The sequence below is a fragment of the Bradyrhizobium sp. 41S5 genome (genome assembly GCF_011516665.3).
GTDB classification, from domain to species: domain Bacteria; phylum Pseudomonadota; class Alphaproteobacteria; order Rhizobiales; family Xanthobacteraceae; genus Bradyrhizobium; species Bradyrhizobium quebecense.
The window spans coordinates 6,953,435-6,977,803 of record NZ_CP083721.1; the positions used below are offsets into that span (position 1 = coordinate 6,953,435).

Here is a 24,369-nt window from a genome sequence, read left to right on the forward strand (position 1 = left end):
AGGACTGGTTCGATTGAGGTTTCCCTGCGGCACCACCGTGGCGCCGTCGCGGCTGCCGGATGGCGTGGCGATGTCTTTCGGGCGTCAGCGATCCGCCCTGCGCCGGATCAACAGGTAATTCGGCACGAAGCCGGCAATGGTGATGGCGATCATGATCCACCAGCCGCGCTGAAACGCCGCGATCCGCTCAGTCATTGAGGCCGGCGTTGCCAGGATCGCGATAAAGATCGCGACGCCGATCGCAAGCGCGGCCTGCCGGATCATGTTGATGACACCGGAGCCGGTTGCGAACGACGACGGCGGCAGCGAACCGGCGCCGACGCCCATCAGGGTCGGAAAGGTCAGCCCGACGCCGATGCCAGTGAACATCATTCCGACCACAAAGGCAGGCATGTCGGGGTCAACCCCAAGCAACGTTGCCCAGATCGCAAGACCGCCCGCGAACGACGCGATCCCGGCGGACACGACGGCCGCGGCGCCAAATCGCGCGATCAGGCGGCGGGCAAACAACAGCGAGGTGAACGGGACAAGCAGCGGACCGGGCGCGATCGCAAGGCCGGTCTTCAGCGCCGACCAGCCCCACACCGTTTGCTCCCACAACGCCACCGACAGCAGCATCGCGCCGAAGGCCGCCGAGTATGGCGCCATCACCAACGTCGCCCCGGTGAACGGCCGCACCTTGAACAACGCAGGATCGACGAAGGGATTCTTCGAGTTGAGGCAGTGCCACGTAAAGGCAGCGAGCGAGACGGCTGCGATGGCAAAGCCAAGCACGACGCCGCGCGAACCCCATCCCCAGTCATTGGCCTTCACGATCGCAAGGGTGAGCGCACCGATGCCGCAGGTGACCAGTAGCGCCGCCCATGAACTCGGACGCGGCACGTCATGGCCGGGCACTTCCGGCAGTTTCAACCATCCGATGATCAGTGCGACGATGCCGATCGGGACATTGACGATGAAGATCCAGCGCCAGTCGAAGGTGACGAGCACGCCGCCCGCCAGTGGCCCGAGCGCGGCGGCAAGGCCGCCGATCGCCGTCCAGGTCCGCACCGCGCCGGGACGCTGCTCGGGCGGGAACGACGCCAGCAGCAGGCCGATCGAGGTCGGGGTCATCAATGCCGCGCCGGCGGCTTGCGCGATGCGGGCGACGACCAGCAATTCGACGTTGGGCGCGAGCGCACAGGCCGCCGACGCGGCCGTGAACAGCGCAACGCCGAGCAGGAAGCTCAGATTGCGGCTGTGGCGTTCGGCGAGCCGGCCGAAAAACACCAGCAGCGCCGCATAGACGATCGCGTAGCCATTGAGGATCCAGGACAAATCCTCGAGCGAGGCGCCGCGGAATTCCTGCGCGATGTTCGGCAACCCGACATTGACGATGAACAGGTCGAGGTTTGCGAGGCAGATGCCCACCGATACGATCGCGAGCACCTGGCGCGACGTTGCTACGCGGGACCGCGGCCGCGCGTCAGTTCCGATAGCCAGCCCGATCGTCTCCGCCTCGATCTCCGGCATCACATCCTCCAATTATGTGCATATGCATCTATTGCCATTAGGTGCATATGCATGTATCTGTCAAGCCTAGTTTGGAGGCAGCGATGGTGAAAACGGAACCCAGCCGGTGCAATCTCACGGCGTTGCGCAAGGCGACGCGGCGCGTGTCGCAGCTCTACGATCAGGTCCTGGCGACATCCGGCCTGCGCGGCACGCAACGCGCCATTCTGGTCCACATCAGACGTTCGGGCGCGCCGACGATTGGCGAGCTGGCCGCTGCGCTGGTGCTCGACCGCACCGCGCTCAACCACAACCTCAAGCCGCTGGAGCGCGACGGCCTTTTGACCATCACCGTCGACAAGAATGACCGGCGCAGCCGCCTGGTTCGGCTGACCAAACGCGGCGAAGCCCGGCTTGACGAGTCGCAGGCCGCCTGGCGTGAGGCGCAGGAGCGCTTCGAGACCGCCTTTGGCACGAAACAGGCGGCGGATCTGAGGCAGACGCTCGAACTGATTTCCACGCTCGAGTTCGGCGAACGCGCGGCGGATTTGCCGGCAACATAACCGGCTTCAAACGGAAGTGGCCCGGCGTTGCTGCCGGGCCACTCGTTCTGACACGATCAGGATCGATCGCGCTTAGCTGTAAATCTCGAACAGGCCTGCGCCGCCCTGACCACCGCCGATGCACATGGTCACGACGCCCCACTTCGCCTTGCGGCGGCGGCCTTCCTGCAGCAGGTGGCCGGTGAGCCGGGCGCCGGTCATGCCGAAGGGATGGCCGATCGCGATCGAGCCGCCGTTGACGTTGTACTTCTCGGGATCGATGCCGAGCTGGTCACGCGAATAGAGGCACTGGCTGGCGAAGGCCTCGTTGAGCTCCCAGAGATCGATGTCGTCGATCTTCAGGCCGTGGCGCTTCAAGAGCTTCGGCACGGCGAACACCGGACCGATGCCCATCTCGTCGGGCTCGCAGCCGGCCGAGGCCCAGGCGACGAAGCGCCCCATCGGGTTGAGGCCGCGCTTCTCGGCATCCTTGGCTTCCATCAGCACCACCGCTGCGGCGCCGTCGGACAGCTGGCTGGCATTACCGGCGGTGACGAACTTGCCCGGACCCTTGACCGGCTCGAGCTTGGCAAGGCCTTCCAGCGTGGTCTCGGGGCGGTTGCACTCGTCGCGGTCGACGACGTAATCGACGATCGACTCGGCCTTGGTCGCCTTGTCGACCACCTTCATCTTGGTCTTCATGGGGACGATTTCGTCCTTGAACTTGTTGGCCTGCTGCGCGGCCGCCATGCGGCGCTGCGACTCCAGCGAATACTCGTCCTGGTATTCACGGCTGACCTTGTAGCGCTCGGCGACGATGTCGGCGGTGTCGATCATCGCCATGAAGATGGCGGGCGCGGTCTTGAGCAGGTCCGGATCGATCGATTCCTTCGGCGAGCCGCCGCCGGGAATCGAGATGCTCTCGACGCCGCCGGCGACGATGCAATCGGAGCCGTCGGAACGGATCGAGTTCGCAGCCATCGCGATGGTCTGCAGGCCCGACGAGCAGAACCGGTTCACCGAGACACCCGCGGTCGACTTCGGCAGGCCGGCGAGCAGCGCCGCCTGGCGGCCGATGTTCGGCGCGCCATGCGCGCAATTGCCGAGATAGCAATCCTCGACATAGTCCTTGTCGACGCCGGCGCGCTCGACCGCGTGCTTGATGGCGTGCCCGGCCAGCGACATCGGCGGGGTGATGTTGAATCCGCCACGGCCGGACTTCGCCAGGCCAGTGCGCGCGTAGGAAACGATTACGGCTTCACGCATTGTTTTCTCCCTCTGAGATCGCCGGATAGTGGCGCGTCTTGACGCCTTCGTACACATATTTTGGACGCTGCAACAGGAATACCAGACGCCCCGGAACGGCAAACGCCGCCTCCGGGGCCGGAGACGGCGTCATGTTCCGCAGATCGGAATTTGGGTGTGCTCGAACGCTATCGCCGCTCGTCATGCCCGGGCTTGACCCGGGCATCCACGTCTTTGCGCCACGCGACGGTAAGACGGCATGGCCGGGTCAAGCCCGGCCATGACGATGGAGAGAGCAGTTAGAACGTCAGCGCCTTGGCCTGCTTCACTTGCGGCAGCGACTGCACCTTGGCGAGCAGATCCGCTGGCACCGCACCGTCGACCTCGACCAGCGCGATGGCGTCGCCGCCCTGCTTGACGCGGCCGAGATGGAAGGTCGCGATGTTGATCTTGGCATCGCCGAGCAGGCTCGCGAACGCGCCGATGAAGCCCGGCTTGTCCTCGTTGGTCACGTAGATCATCGACTTGCCGAACTCGGCGTCGACGCGGATGCCCTTGATGTCGACGAGGCGCGGCTTGCCGTCAGCGTAGACGGTGCCGGACACCGAACGCTCCTGGCGCTCGGTGGCGACGGTGACCGTGATCAGGCTTTCGTAGTCGCTCTGCGCGGCGCGGACGACCTCGTCCACCACCATGCCGCGCTCCTTGGCAACGACAGGCGCCGAAACCACGTTGACCTCGCCCAGCATCGGCCGCAGCAGGCCCGACAGCACCGCCGAGGTGATCGCCTTGATCTTCATCTCGGCGACGTGGCCTTCATAGGTAATCGTGGTCTTGAGGATGCCGCTCTCGGTGAGCTGGCCGGCGAACGAGCCGAGCTTCTCGGCGAGCTCGATGAACGGCTTCAGCTTCGGCGCCTCTTCCGCTGTTATCGAGGGGAAGTTGACCGCGTTCGAGATCGCGCCCGACAGCAGATAGTCCGACATCTGCTCGGCGACCTGCAGCGCGACGTTCTCCTGCGCCTCGGTGGTGGAGGCGCCGAGATGCGGGGTGCAGATCACGTTGGGATGGCCGAACAGCACGTTCGACGTCGCCGGCTCCTCGACGAACACGTCGAAGGCAGCGCCCGCGACATGCTTTGAATTCAGCGCATCGACCAGCGCCTGCTCGTCGACCAGGCCGCCGCGCGCGCAGTTGATGATGCGCACGCCCTTCTTCATCTTGGCGATCGCGGCCGCGTCGATGACGTTGCGGGTCTTCTCGGTCAGCGGCGTGTGCAGCGTGATGAAATCGGCGCGCTTGAGCAAGTCGTCGAGCTCGACCTTCTCGACGCCGATGTCCTTGGCGCGCTCCGGCGACAGGAACGGATCGAACGCGATCACCTTCATGCGCAGGCCGAGTGCGCGATCGGCGACGATCGAGCCGATATTGCCGCAGCCGATCACCCCGAGCGTCTTGGCGGTGATCTCGACGCCCATGAAGCGGTTCTTCTCCCACTTGCCGGCCTGGGTCGAGGCGTCGGCCTGCGGGATCTCGCGCGCCAGCGCCAGCATCAAGGTGATGGCATGCTCGGCGGTCGTGATCGAATTGCCGAACGGCGTGTTCATCACGATGATGCCCTTGGCGGTGGCGGCCGGAATCTCGACATTGTCGACCCCGATGCCGGCGCGGCCGATCACCTTCAGCTTCGTCGCCTTCTCGATGATCTTGGCGGTCGCCTTGGTGGCCGAGCGGATCGCAAGGCCATCATAGTTGCCGATGATCTCGGCGAGCTTGTCCTTGTCCTTGCCGAGGTTGGGCTGGAAGTCGACCTCGATGCCGCGATCCTTGAAGATCTGCACGGCGGCGGGAGACAGCGCGTCGGAAATCAGAACCCTGGGTTTTGTCATGTGACTGTTCCTCTGCCCTGCAGCGGGCGGGTCTCTTGGACCAATGTGGTGAAGTCTCTGATCACTTCTCCCTCTCCCCGTTCTTACGGGAAGAGGGTTGGGGTGAGGGCAGCCACGGGCGAGAAACAAGCCGAGAAGGGCCCCTCACCCGGATCGCTGCGCAATCCGACCTCTCCCCGCAAGAACGGGGAGAGGTGACAAGAGAAAGCTTAGGCCGCCTTGGGCAGCGCTGCCTTGGTTTCGGCGAAGGCCCAGTCGATCCACTGCGTCAGCAGCTCGACATCCTTGGCCTCGACAGTGGCGCCGCACCAGATCCGCAGGCCGGCCGGCGCATCGCGGTAATACGCGAAGTCGAACCCGGCGTTCTCCTTCTCGACCAGCGCGACCAGCTTCTTGCAGAAGTCGGCCTGAGCGTCTGATGGAAGCGAGGTGATCGCGGGATCGGTGAACTTCAGGCACACCGAGGTATTGGAGCGGATCGCGGGATCCCTGGCGAGGAAGTCGATCCAGGGCGTCCGCGCCTTCCAGTCGGCGAGCGCCTTGGTGTTGGCATCGGCGCGCGCGATCAGCGCCTTCAGGCCACCGATCGACTTCGCCCAGTTCAGCGCATCGAGATAGTCCTCGACGCAGAGCATCGACGGCGTGTTGATGGTCTCGCCCTCGAAGATGCCCTGGTTGAGCTTGCCGCCCTTGGTGAGGCGGAAGATCTTCGGCAGCGGCCAGGCCGGCTTGTAGGTCTCGAGCCGTTCCACCGCGCGCGGCGACAGGATCAGCATGCCGTGCGCGGCTTCACCGCCGAGCGCCTTCTGCCAGGAGAAGGTGACGACGTCGAGCTTGGCGAAATCGAGCGGCTGCGCGAAGGCGGCCGAGGTCGCGTCGCAAATCGTGAGGCCTTCACGGGTTGCGCTGATCCAGTCGGCGTTCGGCACGCGCACGCCGGAAGTAGTGCCGTTCCAGGTGAAGACGACGTCGGACGCGGGATCGACCTTGGCGAGATCGGGGATTTCACCGTAAGCCGCGTTCAGCTTGGTGACGTCCTTCAGCTTCAATTCCTTGACGATGTCGCTGACCCAGCCCTCGCCGAAGGATTCCCAGGCGAGCGTGGTGACGGGCCGCGCGCCGAGCAGCGACCACAGCGCCATCTCGACCGCGCCGGTGTCCGACGCCGGCACGATGCCGATCTTGTAGTCCGCAGGCACCTCGAGCACTTCACGCGTCAGTTCGATCGCGAGCTTGAGCTTGGCCTTGCCGACCTTCGCACGATGCGAGCGGCCGAGGGCGGCGTCCTTGAGATTGTTGGGGTTCCAGCCGGGGCGCTTGGCGCAGGGGCCGGAGGAGAAATGCGGCACATTGGGCCGCGAAGCGGGCTTCGCTGCAGTCATAATCTACCCTTCCAGATAGCTGCCTCTCGGTGGGGAGAGGTTTCCCGCCGTCGGAAATAGTGGAAGGGCACCAAAACGTCAAGGAAGTTCCGACTTTTCCGGGACAGTCGGGAGATCACGGCTGATTGATGGAGCGTCCTCGACCTGCTGCATCGACTCCTGATCGAGCAAATCTGCCGCGAGAGTCATGATCTTAACTGCCCTGCGCCGGCTCGATATTTTCAAAATGCTCTTATCGCCGGCCTGCACGATGTACTCGTTGCCGACCCGCACGATCGAATAATCCGACATCCAAATCCCCAGTTGCCCGCCGCCCCGTGGGAGACGCCCGACATACCGGACTCGTTCCGACCGGTAAATTCACGGAGACCGGCTTAGTTTATTGGCTGTTAACCGGATAGCGCAGCTGCGGCTACCGCAAGCATTGCCGTGTGTGCGGCACAACTTCGTGAGCGCACGTCAAAAGCGGAGCGTCATGCCGACATGGCTGCGCGCGAATCCGAGCCGCTCATAGAAGCGCTGCGCATCGATGCGCGTGTGATGCGTCAGCAGCTCGACGAGCATGCAGCCTTGCGCGCGCGCCTCCGCGACCGCCCACTGCACGAGCTGCTCGCCGATGCCGCGGCTGCGGCAGTGTGTTGCGACGCGGACGTCCTCGAGCAGGCCGCGCGAGCTGCCCTGCGAGCTGATACCCGGCAGCACCGCAAGCTGCAGGCAGCCGACGACGGCGTCCTCCCCGTCGACGGCGACGACAAGCTGCAGGTTGGGATCGCGCTCGACCCGCGCGAAGGCGTCGTAATAGCTTTGCGGCAGCGGATCCTCGATCCGCTCGCGCGCACTGCCGAGCGGATCGTCCGCCAGCATGCCGACGATGGCGGCGACATCCTCGCGGCGAGCACGGCGGATCGTGATCGATGAAGCTTCACGCATGGCGAGGCTTACCCGAGATCAGCGGACCGGCGGCAGAGCGAGCACATGCTCGGCATCGGCGATCCAGCGGCGGGTCATGGGATAGCGCGCGAGCGCGAGGCCGCCATCCTCCGCAACGCGCGTATAGGCAAGCAGCGAGACGTCGGCGAGCGAGAACGCATCGCCGACCAGGAACTGCGCGCCGGCAAAATGCCGCTCCAGATGATCGAGCGCCACATAGCCGCGCTTGATGAGGTTCGGATCGATCTCCGACACCGCCTTGCCGAGATACACGGTCTGAAAGCGGCAGACGGCGACATAGGGCTCATGGCTGTTCTGCTCCCAGAACATCCAGGCATCCATCTGCGCCGCGCGATAGGGATCGCCGGGGATCAGATCGCTGCCGCGCGCGAGGTAACGGATGATGGCATTGGATTGCGCGAGCGTGCGGCCGTCATCCAGCTCGACCGTCGGCACCTGGCCCCAGCCGTTCAGCTTGAGGAATTCCGCTGTCCGGCTGCCGCCCTTCATGGTGTCGATCTCGACCCATGTGTAAGGCAGCGCCAGTTTGTCGCACACCCACTTCACCTTCAGGCAATTGCCCGAATTGGCGTCGCCGTAGATTTTCATCTGAGGTCGCTCCGCTTGCGGAGCAACATCCGATCAGCCGCAAATCGCGGTGTCAAGCGACGCAGCGCGCATCAGAACTTGTAGCCAATGGCGGCACGTACGCTGTTCTGCGTGACCGACGTGTTCTTGACCGGCATGAACTTGACGTATTCCCACTCGCCGCGCACGAAAACACAATTCCACAGCATGTATTCCAGGCCGAGACCAGCGGTCCAGCCGGCAACGTAGGCGTCCGTTTTCGCATCCGTCGCGGTTTGGGCAAACTGCGGAAGCGCAAAGGTGGTCGAACTTCCGTCAGCAAAGTTGATCGTTCGGTTCACGGAGCTTGTGACCGTGCGCGAAACGTCCATTCGGCCGACCGCGAGGCCGCCGAATGCGTAGGGCAGAAAGTCACCGGTTGCCCAACCTGCGCGGCCGCGGAATGTCATCTCATCCTTGAGCTTCAGCGAAGCGCTTCCATTCAACGTCACGCCGTCGGCGGCAGTGGCGCCGGCCGGCAGGACCAGGGTTGGCTGAGCGACTTGAATCGGACCCAGACTTCCGGAGGTCGTTGTCGTCAGGCCGGACCAATAGGTATAGTTCGCCTCGACACCCACCACGACGTCGTCAAATTGATAATTGCGCCCGACAAATGCTCCGAAGCCCGAGCTTTGCGCATTGACCCGACCCAACAGATTGAATTGCGACGTCGGATCCTGAAGCGTGGTGTTGCGAAAGATGGAATTGGTCAGGGAAGCAACGCTGCCCCCGAAGTCGGTGTTAATCCATGTCTGGCCGACCTGACCGCCGGCATACCAGCCGTCCCAGTTTCTGGTTGGCGCGCTGGAAGCGGGAAGACTGCCGCGAAGGAAATCAGGCATGTCGGCCGCCTGTGCGCCGGTCACCGCCCCGAACATCATCGCCGCCAGCAAGAACCTACGCATTGCAACGCTCCATCCCACTCACCGAATGCGCGTTGATCATCGCCTGTTAACCTTAACCAAACGTTGTCGCCGACGACTTTCGACCACCCAAGTTGCAGAAGGTCGCGACATGACACGACAAAGAAAAAACGGCGCGGGATGATCCCGCGCCGTTTCAATCGTTAACCGAGAAGGCTCGAAATTAACCCTTGCGGATCAGCGGGGGCGGCGGCGGAGGGGGCAGCACGTCGCAGCAAGGCAAGGCGAAGCGGACGCCGAGCTTCACGTCTTGCGAGGTCATGTCGCGGTACTGGAAGGTCGAGGGACCGGCCGGCGTGCCGTCGAAGAAGTGACCCTGGCCGTGGCCGGCGGTGCCCATGTCGAGGTAGCGATAGGCCAGTTCAACCGTGAAGTTGTTGGTGACCTTGTAGGCGACACCGGCATGCAACGCCCAGGCGAAGTTGGTCTTGGTGGCGCCGTCGGCAACGTAGGAGCTGGTCAGGCCGGACCCGCTCGGGAACGTGGCGACGTCGGAGAAGGCCGAGGTCTTGATCGTCGCGGCACCGACACCGGCGCCGATGAACGGGGTCAAGCAACCCCAGGTGCCGAGATCGGCGTAGACGTTCACGAGGCCCACCCAGCTCTGGACACCGCCATGATAGGTGTCGCCCAGCGAGCTCGGTCCGGGGAACGTGAAGAAGTCGGTGCCGTTGAAGCTCACTTTCGAGCGATACTCACCAGTGATGTCGGCGCGGAACCAGCTGTTGAACTGATAGCCGACGCCGACGCCGAACAGCATGCCGCTGTCGAAGCCGGTGCCGAACTGACTGAACGCGGTGCCGGGCGGCAGCGTGTCGTAGCCATTGGCGTGCAGCTTGGCCTGGGTGTTGGTCATGCCGATGTCGCCGCGCAGATACCAGCCGCCGAAATCCTGGACCGGCGGAGGAGCATACGCCATCGGGGGCGGCGGCATGATAGGCATGTCGGCAGCGAACGCCGCCGAGGACAACAGGGATGCCGCTCCGGCGGCGATCAGGGTCTTTACGCTACGCATTGGCTTCGTCCTTTTGGCCCAAGTGAGGCGATACGAAAGGCCCCACGTCTGAAACTCACGGGCGGACGATGGCAGCAAATGTTTAAGCGGCACTTAACCCTAATTTTTAAGGTTGATTTTCTCTCACCTTTTGCTGCGGCTGTTGCTTATGGGTCCATAGAAGTGCGCGTGCGGCGGTGAATGATGGCGATCTCGCCACAGGTGCTAATAAAGCGTTGACGCACGCGCGCGGTTTGCAACGCGCGCGAGCGCTGAGCGTTAGCGAATGCTTAATGAAGGGCGGCGCCCACGCCGCGGACGTTCAGCGAACGGCCTTCGGCATCTTCGGCAGGAACACCGCGAGCAGGCCGATCACCGGCAGGAATGCGCACCGCTGATAGACGAAGGCGATCGAGGTGTGGTCCGCGAGCTTGCCAAGCACCGCGGCGCCGAGACCACCGATGCCGAAGGCGACGCCCGAAGCGAAAATGCCCCGTGCCGTACGACGCGGCGGTAGGGCAAACCAATTGCATTAGCTAATGGCAGCGATGCGCTGTGGAGTTCTCATCGACGACCCGTCATCCTGAGGAGCGGCCGGTTGGCCGCGTCTCGAAGGATGAATCGGCCACCGGCCGGCCGTGCATCCTTCGAGACGCGCGCAAGAGCGCGCTCCTCCAGCGACAAAGGCGAAGCCTTTGCGCGGGGATGACGGGACCGGCAGATGCGAGATTGGAATCAGCCGCCCTAAGCCGCGGCGGCGTGGCCGAGTGCGCTGACGATGTTGTCGACGACCTCTTCCACCAGGATGCGATCGTCACCCTCGCCCATCACGCGGATCACCGGCTCGGTGCCGGAGGGACGGATCAACAGGCGGCCATGGCCGTTGAGGCGCTTCTCGCCGTCGGTGATCGCGGACTTGACCTCGGCGTCGTCGAGCGGCTTGCCGCTGCGATAGCGCACGTTCTTCAGGATTTGTGGCAATGGATCAAAACGCCGGCAGATCTCCGACACCGGGCGGCGTAGCTTCTGCACCACGGCCAGCACCTGCAACGCGGCGACGAAGCCGTCGCCGGTGGTCGAATAGTCCGACATGATGATATGGCCGGACGGCTCGCCGCCGAGATTGTAGCCGCCGCTCAGCATCTGCTCGAGCACGTAGCGGTCGCCGACCGGCGTGCGGACCATCGAAATACCGTGGCCCTGCAGGAAGCGCTCCAGTCCGAGATTGGACATCACGGTCGTGACGATGCCGGGCTTGGCGAGACGCCCCTCTTCCTTCCAGCTCTGCGCGATTACCGCGAGCAGCTGGTCGCCGTCGACGATGTGGCCGCGCTCGTCGACCAGGATGACGCGATCGGCGTCGCCATCGAGCGCTATCCCGATGTCGGCGCGCATCTCGCGCACCTTCCGCGACAGCGCTTCCGGCGAGGTCGAGCCGCATTCCTTGTTGATGTTGAAGCCGTCGGGTTCGACCCCGATCGGCACCACATCGGCGCCGAGTTCCCACAGCGCTTCCGGCACCACCTTGTAGGCGGCGCCGTTGGCGCAATCGACCACGACGCGCAGGCCGTCGAGCGAGAGGTCGCGCGGCAGGGTGCGCTTGGCGAATTCGATGTAGCGGTCGTGGACGCCGTCGATGCGGCGGGCGCGGCCGAGGCTCGCGCTCTGCGCCAGGCGGCGGTCGAGCGATTCGTCGAGCAACTGCTCGATCTGCTTCTCGACATCGTCGGAGAGCTTGAAGCCCTGCGGGCCGAACAGCTTGATGCCGTTGTCCTCGAAGAGATTATGCGACGCCGAGATCATGACGCCGAGATCGGCGCGCATCGACTTGGTCAGCATCGCGATCGCCGGCGTCGGCATCGGGCCGACCAGCAGCACGTCCATACCGACCGAGGTGAAGCCTGCGACCATGGCGTATTCGATCATGTAGCCGGACAGCCGCGTGTCCTTGCCGATCACGACGCGATGGCGATGGTCGCCACGCTGAAACACCAACCCTGCGGCCTGCCCCACCTTGAGCGCGAGCTCCGGCGTGATCAGCCCATTGGCGCGGCCCCGAATTCCATCGGTCCCGAAATATTTGCGGCTCATGATACCCCCAACACGGACCTCTCGAACCACCCGGCGAGAGAGTCCTGAACGCCTACCAGTGTAGCGTGCATCGGCCTTATAGACTGCCAGGCGCTAAAATGACTTCAAAAAATATGATGAATCATTACCGCGACCGAACCGCGTTTTTCGGCATTAAGGCGCTGAAAAATATAGCATTATGCCCCTTCAGGCAATCCCCGGGAACGAGTGCTGTCCCCTACCTCTTGCCGCCTCGCTTGACGTGCTGGTCACCCTTGCTGGGGGCCGGCTGCGTGACATTGACGGGGTCGGAACCGGGAAACGTCTCCTCCAGGCCCTCTTCCAGGGCCTCGTCGAGCCGGCGCTTTTCGGCATTGTCGTCTGGCTTCGGCTTGGAGCCTGATTGCGTCATTGTGCTCTCCTATCCGTCTTCAGATTTGGCGGGCCACCCAACCATGCTAGATGACGGCAAGACCGAACACCCGCAAGACGTCTGCATCGAACTTGCGACCGAGAAGAAGGGCCGGGAACGTCCATGAAGCACATTACCTGCATCGAAGATCTGCGCCAGCTGCACAAGCGCAGGGTGCCGAAGGCGTTTTTCGATTATGCGGACCGCGGCTCCTACACCGAGGACACGCTGCGCGCCAACTCCGAGGACCTGCAGCAGATCAAGTTCCGCCAGCGCATCCTGGTCGATGTGTCCAAGCGCAGCCTGGCGACCACGATCCTCGGCGAGCCCTCCGCGATGCCGCTGATCCTGGCGCCGGTCGGCCTGCTCGGCATGCAGCATGGCGACGGCGAGATCTACGCCTGCCGCGCGGCGCAAGCAGCCGGCATCCCGTTCACCCAGAGCACGATGTCGATCTGCTCGATCGAGGACATCGCGGCCGCCGTCGACAAGCCGTTCTGGTTCCAGCTCTACGTCATGAAGGACCGCGGCTTCATCAAGTCGCTGATCGAGCGTGCGATCGCGGCGAAATGCTCGGCGCTGGTGTTGACCGTCGACCTGCAGGTGATCGGTCAGCGCCACCAGGACATCAAGAACGGCATGACGGTGCCGCCGGAATGGTCGCTGTCGAAGCTGATTGACTTCGCGACCAAGCCGGCCTGGGTGTCCGGCGTGCTGCAAGGCAAGCGCCGCACCTTCGGCAACATCGCCGGTCACGTCAAAGGCACCGAGGACCTGACCAAGCTGTCGGAATGGACCGCCTCGCAGTTCGACACCTCGCTGAACTGGAAGGACATCGACTGGATCCGCAGCATCTGGCCGGGCAAGCTGATCCTTAAAGGGATCCTCGACGTCGAGGACGCCGAGCTCGCCGCCAAGACCGGCGCGCAGGCGATCGTGGTGTCCAACCATGGCGGCCGCCAGCTCGACGGCGCGCCGTCCTCGATCGAGGTGCTGCCGGAGATCGTCGACGAGGTCGGCTCGAAGCTCGAGATCATGTTCGACGGCGGCATCCGCACCGGCATGGACATCATGCGCGCGCTCGCACTCGGCGCGAAGTCCTGCATGATCGGCCGCGCCTACGCCTACGGCCTCGGCGCCGGCGGCCAGTCCGGCGTCGCCAAGGCGCTCGACATCCTGGGCAAGGAGCTCACCACCACGATGGGGCTGTGCGGCGTCAACACCATCGCTGAGATCGACGACAAGGTGCTCGCGGTCTAGCGCGCTAGCCGCACATTATTCGTCGTCCCGGGCAAGCGAAGCGCGACCCGGGATCCATAACCACAGCCGTGCGAGATTTGGTACGGCTGTGGCTACAGCGTACTCAACAACAATGATCGGTGGTTACGGGTCCCAGCTCCGTGCGCAATTGTGCACTGGGCCGGGACGACGTATTGAGAGGCTGCCGCTTCGCGTCACATCGGCGGTGCAATTCCGTCGCGTCCGACATTGACGCGGTTGGCTTCCAGCGTGCCGTCGTCCTTCTTCACCGCGCCGAAGATGATGATCTTGGCGCCCGGCTTCAGCTCCGACTTGTCGCCGGAGACGAAGGTGACGACCGGGGTTCCCGGCGGCACCACGACCTTCTTCTCACCGTCCTTGTATTTCACCAGGATGTTCTCGCCGTCGGTGCCCTTCACCGTCTCGGCGACGGTGGCGTTGGTCATGGTCGAGTTGGCGCGCAGGTCCCAGGGACGAAAACCTTCGGCGGCGCCGCGCTGGTTTTCCGGGAAGATGTGAACCGCGATCGCCTTCTGCGTTCCGTCCGGCTCGGGCATCGCGGTAACGCCGATATAGGAACCGGCCTTGATCTCCGACAGATCGGTCTTGGCGACGCCGAACACCGCGACGTTATCGGTCGTGCGTACCTTCATGTCGTCGCCGTCGCGCGACTTGATCGACAGCATCGCGCCATCGACGGCCTCGATGGTGCCGCGGATGCGCACCGTCGGCGGCTGCTGTGCGGATGCGGCCGAGGTGAAGGCAACGAGAAGCAATGCGGCGAACAGTGTCGATTTCGGCATGGTGTCCCTCATGGGTTTGGCTGGCGGATAAAGGAACACCGGGGAGTTGCAGGTATTCCGTGCGGCTACCTCCCCGTCGCGGGAAGGCGACACGCACGACAACTACGGACCGGATGAGGATGCCGTTACCTGCGATAACGGACAGGTGATATGCCTGAGCGCTGCACGGCCCGTGGCCGGAATAGTCTTCGTCGTCCCGGGCAAGCGAAGCGCGACTCGGGACCCAACCACGACCCTGCGAGATTTTGCACGCTGTGGCCCCAGCTCTTCTCAACAATTATCATTGGTGGTTATGGGTCCGGCTCCCGTGCGCAATTGCGCACTAGGCCGGGACGACACATGTTGAGAGACTGCCGTTCGCCTCACATCGGCGGGGTGAGGCCATCGCGGCCAACGCTGACGCGGTCGGTCTCAAACGAGCCGTCGGGCAACTTCTTCATGAAGGCGATCACCTTGGCGCCAGCCTTCAGGTCCGCCTTGTCTCCGGGAACATAGGTCACGACAGGCGTGTCGGGCGTGACCTGCACCTTCTTCTCGCCGTCCTTGTACTTGACCAGCAATGTATGACCGTCATTGCCGGCGACGGATTCCGCGACGGTGGCGTTGGTCATGCTGCTGTTCGGCTTCAGATCATACGGCCGCGAGCCTTCGCCGGTGCCGCGCATGTTTTCGGGGAAGACATGCACCTCGACCGCCTTCGGCACGCCGTCGGGGCCCGGCACCGTGGTCGTACCGATGAAGGAACCGACCTTGATGTCGGACAGCGCGATCTTGGTGAGGCCAAGCACCACCATATTGCCCGCCATGTGCAGCCTAACGTCCTCGCCGCCGCGCGACTTCACCGCCAGCGTATCGCCATCGACGCTCTCGACGGTTCCACGCACCCGCGTCGGCGTCGGCGGCTGCTGGGCAAGTGCGTAGAGCGTGGATGCCGTCACCATCGCAAGCGCAATGAACGGACGAGTGACATGGGAACGGCTGGCAGGCATGGTGATCTCCGGGAGGGAACGCGGGGGACTAACACGAGACACCGTGCCGGAGACGCTATTCCAGGCCTCAAGGTTTTGTGAGATCGGCCTCGACAAGCGCACGCAGCTCCGGCGTGACGTGCGGGCGCTGCCCGAACCACAGCTCGAAACCGCGAACCGCCTGGTGCAGCAGCATGCCGAGCCCGTCGGCGGTCTTCAGCCCCCGCGCCGCTGCCGCCGCAAGCAACGGCGTCACCAGCGGCACATAGACAAGATCGGAAACAACCGCGCTCTGCGGCAACAGCCCCACATCGATCTCGAGCGCGGGCTGGCCATGCATGCCGAGGGACGTCGTGTTCACGAGCAGGCCCGCGCGCGGCAGCAGCTCACCGACCGTGTCCCACGTCGCAGGATGAACGCGCGCGCCGAACTGATCGGCCAACGCGCGTGCGCGGTCGATGGTGCGGTTGACCAGATGCACGCGCGCAATCCCGCGCTCGATCAGGCCGAACACCACGGCACGCGCCGCGCCGCCGGCGCCGAGCACCAGCGCGTCCTCCGTCTTGTCCCAGCCGGGCGCGCAGGCGTCGAGATTGTTGATGAAGCCTTCGACATCGGTGTTGGTCGAGCGCAGCTCGCCGTCGGCGAACCACAACGTGTTGGCGGCACCGACGGCGCGGGCGCGCTCGTCCGGTGTCGACAGCGCCAGAGCGCGCTCCTTGTGTGGAAGGGTGACGTTGGCGCCGACGAAGCCGCGCAGCGACAGGCGGAACAGGAAATCCTTGAAATCCTCCGGCGGCACCGCCTCGATCACATAGCCGCCCTCGATGCCGAGCGTGCGCAGCCAGTAGTGATGGATCAGCGGCGAGCGGGAATGCGCCGCCGGCCAGCCGATCAGGCACGCGGCGCGGGTTTGGGCTTGGGTATTGCTTTCGGTGTTGCCTTGGGATGTCATGGTCGTGACATCGACCAAGGCAGCCGCGCTGTCAATCCGTCCGCTTCGCGGTTGCGGCAACCAGCGCGCTGAGGGCAAACGCGGTGCCCGCGGCAAATCAGATCGCACCGAGATTGATCGAGCGGTAGGCCAAGGCGCCAGCGAGCGCGCCTGCGACCAGCGCCGTCCACAGCAATAGGTTCGGCAGCCAGGCCCAGGGCGCACCGCCTGTCAGCGCGGCGGCTATCAGCTGCCCCGCCTTCACCAGCGCTCCCGTGACATAGGTCAGGCCAAGCCTGGCCCCGCCTTCGAGCTGGAACACGGCGTTCTCGAGCCCCATCGCCAGCACGATGGCGGCGACCGCCGTATTCGGCAAGCCATACGCATAAGCCAACGCCGCCGCCATCAGCAGCAGCGCCTCGACCAGCAGGATCAGCGGCTGGCGATACGCGAAGCGGCCGAGCACGATGAGGCTGCCGGCCGCGGCGCCGGCGACGAACAGCACGATCAGTTCCAGCGCATCCAGAGCGTGCTGCCAATGGCCCTCGGCCAGCGTCACGCCGAGCCGCGTCGAGTTGCCGCTCATGAAGGACACGAACAGCCCGCCGAGATGCAGATAGCCGATGCCGTCGACATAGCCGGCCAGCGCGCTGAGCGCGCAGGCCAGCGCCAGGTTACGGCGGGATTCAATCATGATGTCGTTGCGTCCCCACAGGGACACAAGCTAGCGGCCTCCGGCCATCCTGCCAACGATCACGCCCACGCGGGGCGTGATCGCGGCAGCAGTCTCACGCCGCGTCGCGATGCGCGGCGATGATCTGGTCGGCGGCGCGGCCGGTCACTTCGGCCATGCGGTCGAACTGGCGGGTGAAGGTGCCGGCGCCGGCGGTGGCCGAGCGCAGCTCGACGATGAGGTCGCCGATCTCGGATTCCGGCATCGTGGCACGGACGCAGTCCCAACCGCTCCAGCCCTCGCGGGTGTCGAAGCCGAGGATCTGGCCGCGGCGCGCCGACAGGATCGCGTTGATCTTGGCGGTCGCGTCGGTCGGACAGACGATCTCGACCATATGGATCGGCTCCAGCAGCACCGGCTGGCACTGCGGCAATGCCTCGCTGACGCCGACCCGCGCCGCGGTGCGGAACGCAAGGTCGGAGGAGTCAACGCTGTGATAGGAGCCGTCGGTCAGCGTGACGTCGACGTCGATCACAGGGAAGCCGAGCGGGCCGCGCGCGAGCGCGTCGACCACCCCTTCCTCCACCGCGCCGATATAGTTGCGCGGCACCGCGCCGCCGACCACCTTCTCGTGGAATTCGAAGCCGCTTCCGCGCGGCTTCGGCTTGATGTCGAGCACGACATCGCCGAACTGGCCGTGGCCGCCGGACTGCTTCTTGTGCCGGCCGCGCTGGGTGACCGCCTTGCGGATGGTCTCCTGATAGCCGATCGCCGGCGGATGCGACTTGACGTTGACGCCGTAGCGGTCCTTCAGCCGCTCCTGCGCGACGCGCAGATGCATCTCGCCCTGCCCCCACAGCACGGTGTCGTGGGTGCGCGGGTTCTGGATCATCGTCAGCGACGGATCCTCCTCGTTCAGCCGCAGCAGCGCCTGGCCGAGCTTGACGTCGTCCTTGCGGTCGGTCGCGGCGATCGAGATCGACAGCACCGCCGCGGCGGGCTCGACCTTGACCAGCGAGGCCGGGGCGGTCTTGCCGCTCGAGACCGTATCGCCGGTCTTGATCGCGTCGAGCTTGCCGAGCGCGACCGCGTCGCCGGCTTCGGCGTGCGGTCGCTTGCTGTCATGTGTGCCCGAGACCGCGAGGATGCCGGAGACGCGTCCGCTTTCGCCGGACGATGATTGCAGCGTCGCGCCATCGTCGAGCCGGCCTGCGAGCACGCGCGCCAGCGACAGCTTGCCGCCGTGCTGCAGATGCACGGTCTTGAACACATAGGCCAGCGCATCCTTCTGGTCCTTGACGCCGAGCCGGCTGGCGGTCTCAGTGACGCCGGGCGCCTCGTGACGCAACGCCTTCATCAGGCGGAGCACGCCGTTCTCGCGGCTCGCGGCACCGAGCAGCACCGGACAGATCAGCCCTTCGCGCAGTTCGCGCGCGAGATCGTCGAATACGGCATCGCGCGGCGGCTGGATATCCTCCAGCAACTGCTCCATCAACGCATCGTCGTGATCGGCGAGCTTCTCCAGCATCGAGAAGCGCGCTTCCTTCTCGCGATCGAGATTGCCGCCTTCCAGCGCCATCACCTCCGACGGCTTGTGCTCGCGATAAACGAAAGCGCGCTCAAGCGCGAGATCGACGAAGCCTTCGATCAGATCGCCGTTCCAGATCGGGATCTGGCGCAGCACCAGCGGCACGCGCGACGCCGGCTGCAGCGTCGCAAGTGTCTCGCGGACGCGCTTGTTGGCACGGTCGATCTTGTTCAGGAACAGAAAACGGGGAATGCCGAGCTCCTCGAGCTCGCGCAGGATGATCTGCAGCTGCGGCAACTTCTTCTCGTCAGCTTCGCAGACCACGACCGCGGCATCGACTGCCGGCAACGCGGCACGCATGTCGTGCGCGAACTCGATCGAGCCGGGGCAATCGATAAAGGTGTAGCTGTCCCCCATAAAGGTGGTGGTGGCGGCAGTGAGGCCTACGCCCATCTTGTGTTGGCGCGCCTCGGGGCTGGCATCGCCGACGGAGGTTCCGGCATCGACGCTGCCGGCAGTTTTGATGGCGCCAGTGCGCGCCAGGATCGCTTCCAGAAGTGTGGTTTTACCGCTTTGGAAAGGGCCCACCAGCGCGATGCACCGTGGACCTCGGGGACTTCTGACGTCTTGTCCCATTGCCGCCTCCTCGTGTTGGAGCTCGGCCCATGATTGGGTCGGCGACCGTTTATGGTCTGCCTGCGTTTGGCGTTTGGCAAGCGGGAAAACGTCGCTGCGGTGCGGCGTCGCGGAAGTTTGCGATGGCGGAGCTGCGCGCCGCCATTCGCCGGACGATTGCATCCGATGCGTCAGTTCGTTGGCGCAAGTCCCGGCGCAATCTCGCGCCAGCGCGTCGCAAGGTCGAGCAGGCGCTGCGCGGCAGGCGACACATCTTCGTCGCGCCACGCAATCGTAAGCGGAGCCGTCACCGCCGGCGCGGCAAGCCGCACATAGGTCACGCCGCGACCGGTCTGTGCGCGCGCCGCACCTTCCGGAACGAGGGACACGCCGACACCGGCGGCGATCAGGCCGATCGCGGTTTGCAGATGCAGAACTTCCTGCGCGAGCCGCGGCGTGAAGCCGGCGGCCTGGCATGCCGCGACGATCAGGCGGGTAACCGAAGGCTCCGGCTGCGCCGGATAGAGCACGAAGGCATCGTCGGACAGTTCGGCGAGCGCAATGTCGCCGCGCGCCGCGAGGGGATGCACGCGCGGCAGCGCCGCGACATAGGGCTCATCGAGGATCAGGCGCTGCGCGAGACCCGCTTCGGGCAACAGCGCCGGGCGTGCGAAGCCGACGTCGATCCGGCGCCGCCGCAATGCCTCGGCAATCTCGGCCGCCAGCATCTCGTCGAGCACGAGCTCGACATCGGGACAGGCGTCGCGATAGGCGCCGATGATATCGGGCAGGCCGGCAAACATGGCGGAGCCGACGAATCCGATTGCGAGCTTGCCGGCCTGACCGCGCCCGACGCGCCGGGTGTCGGCAACCGCGCTCTCGAAACTTGCGAGCAGCGCGCGTGCGCGCGCCAGAAACAGCTCGCCGGCCTCGGTGAGCCTGACAGGACGACTATTCCGCTGCAGCAGCGTCACGCCGAGTTCGTCCTCGAGCTGGCGGATCTGCTGGCTCAGCGGCGGCTGCGCGATGTGCAGCCGCTCGGCCGCACGGGTGAAATTCAATTCCTCGCCGAGCGCCACGAAATATCTCAGGTGTCGCAATTCCATGCCGGCGATATAGCACGGCGGCCGGCGTCGGCAGCCATACGCAATAGCTATGCTACCGTATCGAACGGATATTGGATCGGACGCGCGAACGCGGACAGCCTGCGGCAAACCACAGGAGGTCGCCATGACGGCACTGGAGAAAGCTTTCGCTGACGCAGCCACGGCCGGCATCACGCAACAGCAGATCGACATCGGCGGCCTATCCGTCAACGTCGCGCGTTTCGGCAAGGGGCCGCCGCTGCTCCTGCTCCACGGCTGGCCGGAGTTCTGGCTGGTGTGGCGCCCGCTGATGCTGCGCCTCGGCGACAGTTTTGAGCTGATCGCGCCGGACCTGCGCGGCTGTGGCGACACCGGCAAGCCGGTGCCGGGACCTGACGCGTCCGCCACCGCCGATCGACATGCGCAGGATATGTTCGCGCTCATGGACGCGCTCGGTCATGACCGCTTCGGTGTGATCGGCGGCGATCTCGGCGCCTATGTCATGCAGGCGATGTCGCATCGCGAGCCGCGGCGGCTGACCGGCACGCTCTATCTCTGCACGCCCTATCCGGGCCTCGGCCAACGCTACGGCGAGCCCGGCCACCTGATCGAGGTTTGGTATCAATACTTCCAGCAGCTGCCATGGGCCGCGCAACTGGTCGGAAGCTCGCGCGAGTCATGCCGGCTCTACTTCCGCCATTTCCTCGACCATTGGTCGGGCGACGATCCCGCGGTATTCGGCGACCTGCTCGAAGCCTATGTCGACAACTTCATGAAGCCGGGCAACATCCAGGGCGGCTTCGACTGGTATCTCTCGTCCGCGCCCAATCGCCGGCTCTGGCTGGAAGGCAGATTGCCGGCGCAGCCGCGCATCGAAATCCCTTCGCGTTTTCTCTGGGGCCGCCGTGATCCGTTGATCTCGCCGGAATGGTCGGACCGGCTGAGGGACTACTGGAGCGAACCTTCGATCAGGTTTGTCGACACCGGGCATTATGTTCACGCCGAGGCGCCCGGGATCGTTGCCGAAGAAGCCCGCGGCTTCTTCGGCCGATTAGGGACCGGTGCACGCGCGCTTTAGCGGCCGGGACGCAGTTCCAGGCTCTCGAGACCGGCGGCGATGTTGACGCCGACCTGGCCCTGCACGCTGAGCGGCTGCAGGGCGATCGTGTTGTCGGAGCCGCCGACCAGCACATTGCCGCCGACGCCGACGCCGAGCGTCGCGCTGCCCTGCGCGCCGGCGTAGTTGCCGGAGAGCGCACCCGGCCCGAGCCGCTCCACCGGCGCATAGACGCCCCAGGTCAGCGCCGATTCCTGGGTGATGCCGAGATCGATGCCGACCTTCTGGATGGTCGCGATGTAGCGATCCTCAGGCAGGCCGTTGGCCCGCAGCACGCAACCGAGATGGGTCACGGAGCCGACGATGAAGCCGACACTCGCGCCACCGCGGCATTCCAGGACGCCGACCTGAACACGCTGGCTCGGCTGTTGGGCGTTGGCGCCAACGATTGCGGTCAGCGCGGCGATGGCACCTGCGAGGAGTGTGAAGCGACGCATGTTGGGGAGTCTCCGGCTGAGAGGCATGACGCGAGCAGAGAGCAGAACAGCACCGTGTCTGTGGCGCCTTTCGCATCCTATGCCACAACATCGATTGTCCAGCCAGAATTTGCGGTGCTCGGCCACCAATTGTTGCAGGATGTGGCGCTAATGCTTGCCCCGCGCCGCCCGGCAGAAGCCGTCACGCAACAGACAACAAACGACAGACGGCAAAAAAAGAGGCCCGCTTTCGCGGGCCTCCTTGATCGAACACCGACCGACTTAGTGGTGGTGATGATGACGGTGGTGACGATGATGCCGGCGCGGACCAGCGGTGCGGACCGGCTCGAGATCGATCCCCGCGATGCCGGCCGCAACGTTGAGGCCGGTCTGGCCCTGCACGCTGATCGGCTGCAGCGCATAGGCGTTGTTCGGGCCGCCGAACAGGAAGTTACCGCCGGCACCGAGGCCGACCGAAGCGTTGACGCCGACGCCGCCGTAGCTGCCGGCAAGCGCACCGCGCGGAAGCTGCGTGGTCGGCGCGCTGACGGCCCAGGCGAGCTGGGTCGTCGCGGTGACGCCGAGGTCGACGCCGATCCGCTTCACGGTCGCAACGTAGGGTTCGGGACGGCGGCCGCCGCTCTGGAACGCGCACTCGAGGCGGGCAACAGAGCCGACGACGAAGCCGACATTCTCGCCGCCCTGGCATTGCAGTACCCCGGCCTGAACCTGCTGAGGTGCCGCGTTGGCGGTGGCGAACGGCGCCAGCAACGCAAGCGCTGCAAGGGTGAGAGTCGAAAGTCGCATTGGTCTGTCTCCGCAAGGTGAACTGAATTTGTGCGGCGGACAGAATGCAAGGGTCGTGTCCAAAACAAGGCAGTTCGCAAAGAGGCCGTAAAAACTTCCAGCGTGTGGCATCGATGTTCGCGCACACACGCATGAGATGAGCACGTTGTGATTTGACTCCGCGATTTTACCGGCTACGCGACGTCACTGCACAAACAGAAACGCTCCCGCACCAGGTGCGGGAGCGTTTCTTGGTTTCTCAGTTCAGAACCGATTACCGCAGATTACCGCAGAAGCGCTGGATGCGCTTGCAGGCATCCTCGAGATCCGAGGTCTTGGTGGCGTAGGAGATGCGGAACGCGGGTCCGAGGCCGAACGCCGACCCCTGCACGACCGCGACACCTTCGCTCTCGAGCAGCTCGGTGACGAACGCCTCGTCGTTGTCGATCACCTTGCCCGAGGGCGCCTTCTTGCCGATCGTGCCGGCGCAGGACGGATAGACGTAGAATGCGCCTTCCGGCCGCGGGCACTCGATGCCGTTCGCCTGGTTGAGCATCGACACCACGAGGTCGCGACGCTCCTTGAACACCTTGTTGTTCGCGGCGATGAAGTCTTGCGGACCGTTGAGCGCCTCGACCGACGCCCACTGCGCAATCGACGACGGGTTCGAGGTCGACTGCGACTGGATCGTCGCCATCGCCTTGATCAGCTGCGCCGGGCCGCCGGCATAGCCGATGCGCCAGCCGGTCATGCAATAGGCCTTCGACACGCCGTTCACGGTCAGCGTGCGCTCGTAAAGGCGCGGCTCGACCTGCGCCGCGGTGGTGAAGACGAAGTCGTCATAGACGAGGTGCTCGTACATGTCGTCGGTCATCACCCAGACATGCGGATGCCTGACCAGCACGTCGGTGATCGCCTTGAGCTCGCTCCGAGTATAGGCCGAGCCGGTCGGGTTCGACGGCGAGCACAGGATCACCCACTTGGTCTTCGGCGTGATCGCCTTCTCGAGATCTTCCGGGCGCAGCTTGAAGCCGGTCGAGGCCGGGCAAACCACCGGCACCGACTCGCCGCCGGCGAGCGCGACCATCTCGGGATAGCTGACCCAATACGGCGCCGGGATAATTACCTCGTCGCCCGGATTGATGGTCGCCATCAGCGCATTGTAGAGCACCTGCTTGCCGCCGGTGCCGACGATGATCTGGTTCGGCTTGTAGCTCAGGCCGTTCTCGCGCGAGAACTTGTTGATGATGGCTTCCTTGAGCTCCGGAATGCCGCCGACATCGGTGTACTTGGTCTTGCCGGCCTCGATCGCGTGGATCGCAGCCAGCTTGATGTTGGCAGGCGTGTCGAAGTCAGGCTCGCCGGCGCCGAGGCCGATGACGTTGCGGCCCGCGGCTTTCAGCGCGCGTGCTTTATCCGTGACCGCGATCGTCGCGGACGGCTTCACACGGTCGAGCGCAGCGGACAGGAAGGCCATTATCATCTCCTGGCAAACGTCGTAAGCCGTTGGGCCACGACTTGATTTGAATGGGATCGCGGCACCCTAGGCCTGTCGCCGCTGCATCGCAAGAAGCTTGGCGGTAAAGCACGAAAACTTTCCCGCATGGCTCGCAACATGCGCAATATTCCGCAAGTTCCGGCCCCGAATGACTCATATCCGGTATCCGGCAAGTCCGCCG

The 24,369-nt window shown here is 64.8% G+C and carries 22 protein-coding genes and 2 pseudogenes; 3 read left to right on the forward strand and 21 right to left on the reverse strand.

Translation table 11 applies throughout. The features are described from left to right. Window positions 1–84: 84 nt before the first annotated feature. Complete coding sequence (locus tag HAP47_RS33465; RefSeq protein ID WP_173640916.1) at window positions 85–1,512, reverse strand: MFS transporter; 1,428 nt, start codon at window positions 1,510–1,512, stop codon at window positions 85–87. A gap of 143 nt (window positions 1,513–1,655) precedes the next feature. Between HAP47_RS33465 and HAP47_RS33470 the strand changes: the two genes are divergently transcribed. After that, window positions 1,656–2,054: a MarR family winged helix-turn-helix transcriptional regulator gene (locus HAP47_RS33470; RefSeq protein ID WP_231168543.1), complete on the forward strand. Its 399-nt coding sequence runs from the start codon at window positions 1,656–1,658 to the stop codon at window positions 2,052–2,054. A gap of 72 nt (window positions 2,055–2,126) precedes the next feature. Here HAP47_RS33470 and HAP47_RS33475 read toward each other — a convergent pair whose 3' ends face one another. The 11 genes and pseudogenes from HAP47_RS33475 to HAP47_RS33525 form a co-directional block, all read right to left on the reverse strand. Then, entirely contained in the window at window positions 2,127–3,299 is a 1,173-nt protein-coding gene (locus tag HAP47_RS33475) for a thiolase family protein (protein WP_173640915.1), read from the reverse strand. Between the two features lie 278 nt (window positions 3,300–3,577). Further along, on the reverse strand, window positions 3,578–5,167 hold the full coding sequence (serA, locus tag HAP47_RS33480; protein WP_173640914.1) for a phosphoglycerate dehydrogenase: 1,590 nt from the start codon (window positions 5,165–5,167) through the stop codon (window positions 3,578–3,580). Between the two features lie 209 nt (window positions 5,168–5,376). Continuing rightward, on the reverse strand, window positions 5,377–6,549 hold the full coding sequence (locus tag HAP47_RS33485) for a phosphoserine transaminase (protein WP_173640913.1): 1,173 nt from the start codon (window positions 6,547–6,549) through the stop codon (window positions 5,377–5,379). Window positions 6,550–6,627: 78 nt separating this feature from the next. Then, entirely contained in the window at window positions 6,628–6,840 is a 213-nt protein-coding gene (locus HAP47_RS33490; RefSeq protein ID WP_173640912.1) for a hypothetical protein, read from the reverse strand. A 168-nt stretch (window positions 6,841–7,008) separates the two neighbouring features. Then, on the reverse strand, window positions 7,009–7,479 hold the full coding sequence (locus HAP47_RS33495; RefSeq protein ID WP_173640911.1) for a GNAT family N-acetyltransferase: 471 nt from the start codon (window positions 7,477–7,479) through the stop codon (window positions 7,009–7,011). Window positions 7,480–7,497: 18 nt separating this feature from the next. Then, entirely contained in the window at window positions 7,498–8,088 is a 591-nt protein-coding gene (locus tag HAP47_RS33500) for a glutathione S-transferase family protein (protein ID WP_173640910.1), read from the reverse strand. Between the two features lie 71 nt (window positions 8,089–8,159). Beyond that, on the reverse strand, window positions 8,160–9,011 hold the full coding sequence (locus HAP47_RS33505; RefSeq protein ID WP_173640909.1) for an outer membrane protein: 852 nt from the start codon (window positions 9,009–9,011) through the stop codon (window positions 8,160–8,162). A 181-nt stretch (window positions 9,012–9,192) separates the two neighbouring features. Further along, entirely contained in the window at window positions 9,193–10,044 is an 852-nt protein-coding gene (locus tag HAP47_RS33510) for an outer membrane protein (RefSeq protein WP_173640908.1), read from the reverse strand. Between the two features lie 301 nt (window positions 10,045–10,345). Then, window positions 10,346–10,516: pseudogene (locus HAP47_RS33515) on the reverse strand (MFS transporter); the annotation flags it as partial. A gap of 251 nt (window positions 10,517–10,767) precedes the next feature. Further along, window positions 10,768–12,114, reverse strand: a complete 1,347-nt coding sequence (gene glmM, locus HAP47_RS33520; RefSeq protein ID WP_092117402.1) for a phosphoglucosamine mutase — start codon at window positions 12,112–12,114, stop codon at window positions 10,768–10,770. Window positions 12,115–12,331: 217 nt separating this feature from the next. Next, a complete protein-coding gene (locus tag HAP47_RS33525) occupies window positions 12,332–12,505 on the reverse strand; it encodes a hypothetical protein (protein ID WP_173640907.1) in 174 nt (57 codons plus the stop codon). 123 nt (window positions 12,506–12,628) lie between these two features. Between HAP47_RS33525 and HAP47_RS33530 the strand changes: the two genes are divergently transcribed. Then, on the forward strand, window positions 12,629–13,765 hold the full coding sequence (locus HAP47_RS33530; RefSeq protein ID WP_173640906.1) for an alpha-hydroxy acid oxidase: 1,137 nt from the start codon (window positions 12,629–12,631) through the stop codon (window positions 13,763–13,765). 194 nt (window positions 13,766–13,959) lie between these two features. Here HAP47_RS33530 and HAP47_RS33535 read toward each other — a convergent pair whose 3' ends face one another. From HAP47_RS33535 to HAP47_RS33560, 6 genes and pseudogenes are all read right to left on the reverse strand, one after another. Continuing rightward, window positions 13,960–14,568, reverse strand: a complete 609-nt coding sequence (locus HAP47_RS33535; RefSeq protein WP_173640905.1) for a hypothetical protein — start codon at window positions 14,566–14,568, stop codon at window positions 13,960–13,962. 362 nt (window positions 14,569–14,930) lie between these two features. Continuing rightward, window positions 14,931–15,509 carry a hypothetical protein gene (locus tag HAP47_RS33540; RefSeq protein WP_371821829.1) on the reverse strand — a complete coding sequence of 193 codons (579 nt, stop codon included), beginning with the start codon at window positions 15,507–15,509 and terminating at the stop codon, window positions 14,931–14,933. A gap of 115 nt (window positions 15,510–15,624) precedes the next feature. Next, window positions 15,625–16,491 (reverse strand): shikimate dehydrogenase, encoded by an 867-nt coding sequence (locus tag HAP47_RS33545; RefSeq protein ID WP_173640903.1) that lies wholly within the window; start codon window positions 16,489–16,491, stop codon window positions 15,625–15,627. 100 nt (window positions 16,492–16,591) lie between these two features. Further along, window positions 16,592–17,164, reverse strand: a pseudogene (locus tag HAP47_RS33550) (YoaK family protein); the annotation flags it as partial. 94 nt (window positions 17,165–17,258) lie between these two features. Continuing rightward, on the reverse strand, window positions 17,259–19,307 hold the full coding sequence (locus HAP47_RS33555; protein WP_173640901.1) for an elongation factor G: 2,049 nt from the start codon (window positions 19,305–19,307) through the stop codon (window positions 17,259–17,261). Window positions 19,308–19,477: 170 nt separating this feature from the next. Next, the gene (locus HAP47_RS33560) at window positions 19,478–20,392 is read right to left on the reverse strand and encodes a LysR substrate-binding domain-containing protein (RefSeq protein ID WP_173640900.1); all 915 of its coding nucleotides are present in this window, start codon (window positions 20,390–20,392) and stop codon (window positions 19,478–19,480) included. Window positions 20,393–20,516: 124 nt separating this feature from the next. Here HAP47_RS33560 and HAP47_RS33565 point away from each other — a divergent pair, with 124 nt between their 5' ends. After that, window positions 20,517–21,449, forward strand: coding sequence for an alpha/beta fold hydrolase (locus HAP47_RS33565; RefSeq protein WP_173640899.1), 933 nt, complete (start codon window positions 20,517–20,519; stop codon window positions 21,447–21,449). Here HAP47_RS33565 and HAP47_RS33570 read toward each other — a convergent pair. From HAP47_RS33570 to HAP47_RS33580, 3 genes are all read right to left on the reverse strand, one after another. Further along, complete coding sequence (locus HAP47_RS33570) at window positions 21,446–21,925, reverse strand: DUF992 domain-containing protein (RefSeq protein WP_173640898.1); 480 nt, start codon at window positions 21,923–21,925, stop codon at window positions 21,446–21,448. The two genes, HAP47_RS33565 and HAP47_RS33570, sit on opposite strands and share 4 nt — an antisense overlap. A 261-nt stretch (window positions 21,926–22,186) precedes the next feature. After that, the gene (locus HAP47_RS33575) at window positions 22,187–22,711 is read right to left on the reverse strand and encodes a DUF992 domain-containing protein (RefSeq protein ID WP_173640897.1); all 525 of its coding nucleotides are present in this window, start codon (window positions 22,709–22,711) and stop codon (window positions 22,187–22,189) included. A 253-nt stretch (window positions 22,712–22,964) separates the two neighbouring features. Continuing rightward, complete coding sequence (locus tag HAP47_RS33580; RefSeq protein WP_173640896.1) at window positions 22,965–24,167, reverse strand: pyridoxal phosphate-dependent aminotransferase; 1,203 nt, start codon at window positions 24,165–24,167, stop codon at window positions 22,965–22,967. Between the last annotated feature and the right edge of the window lie 202 nt (window positions 24,168–24,369).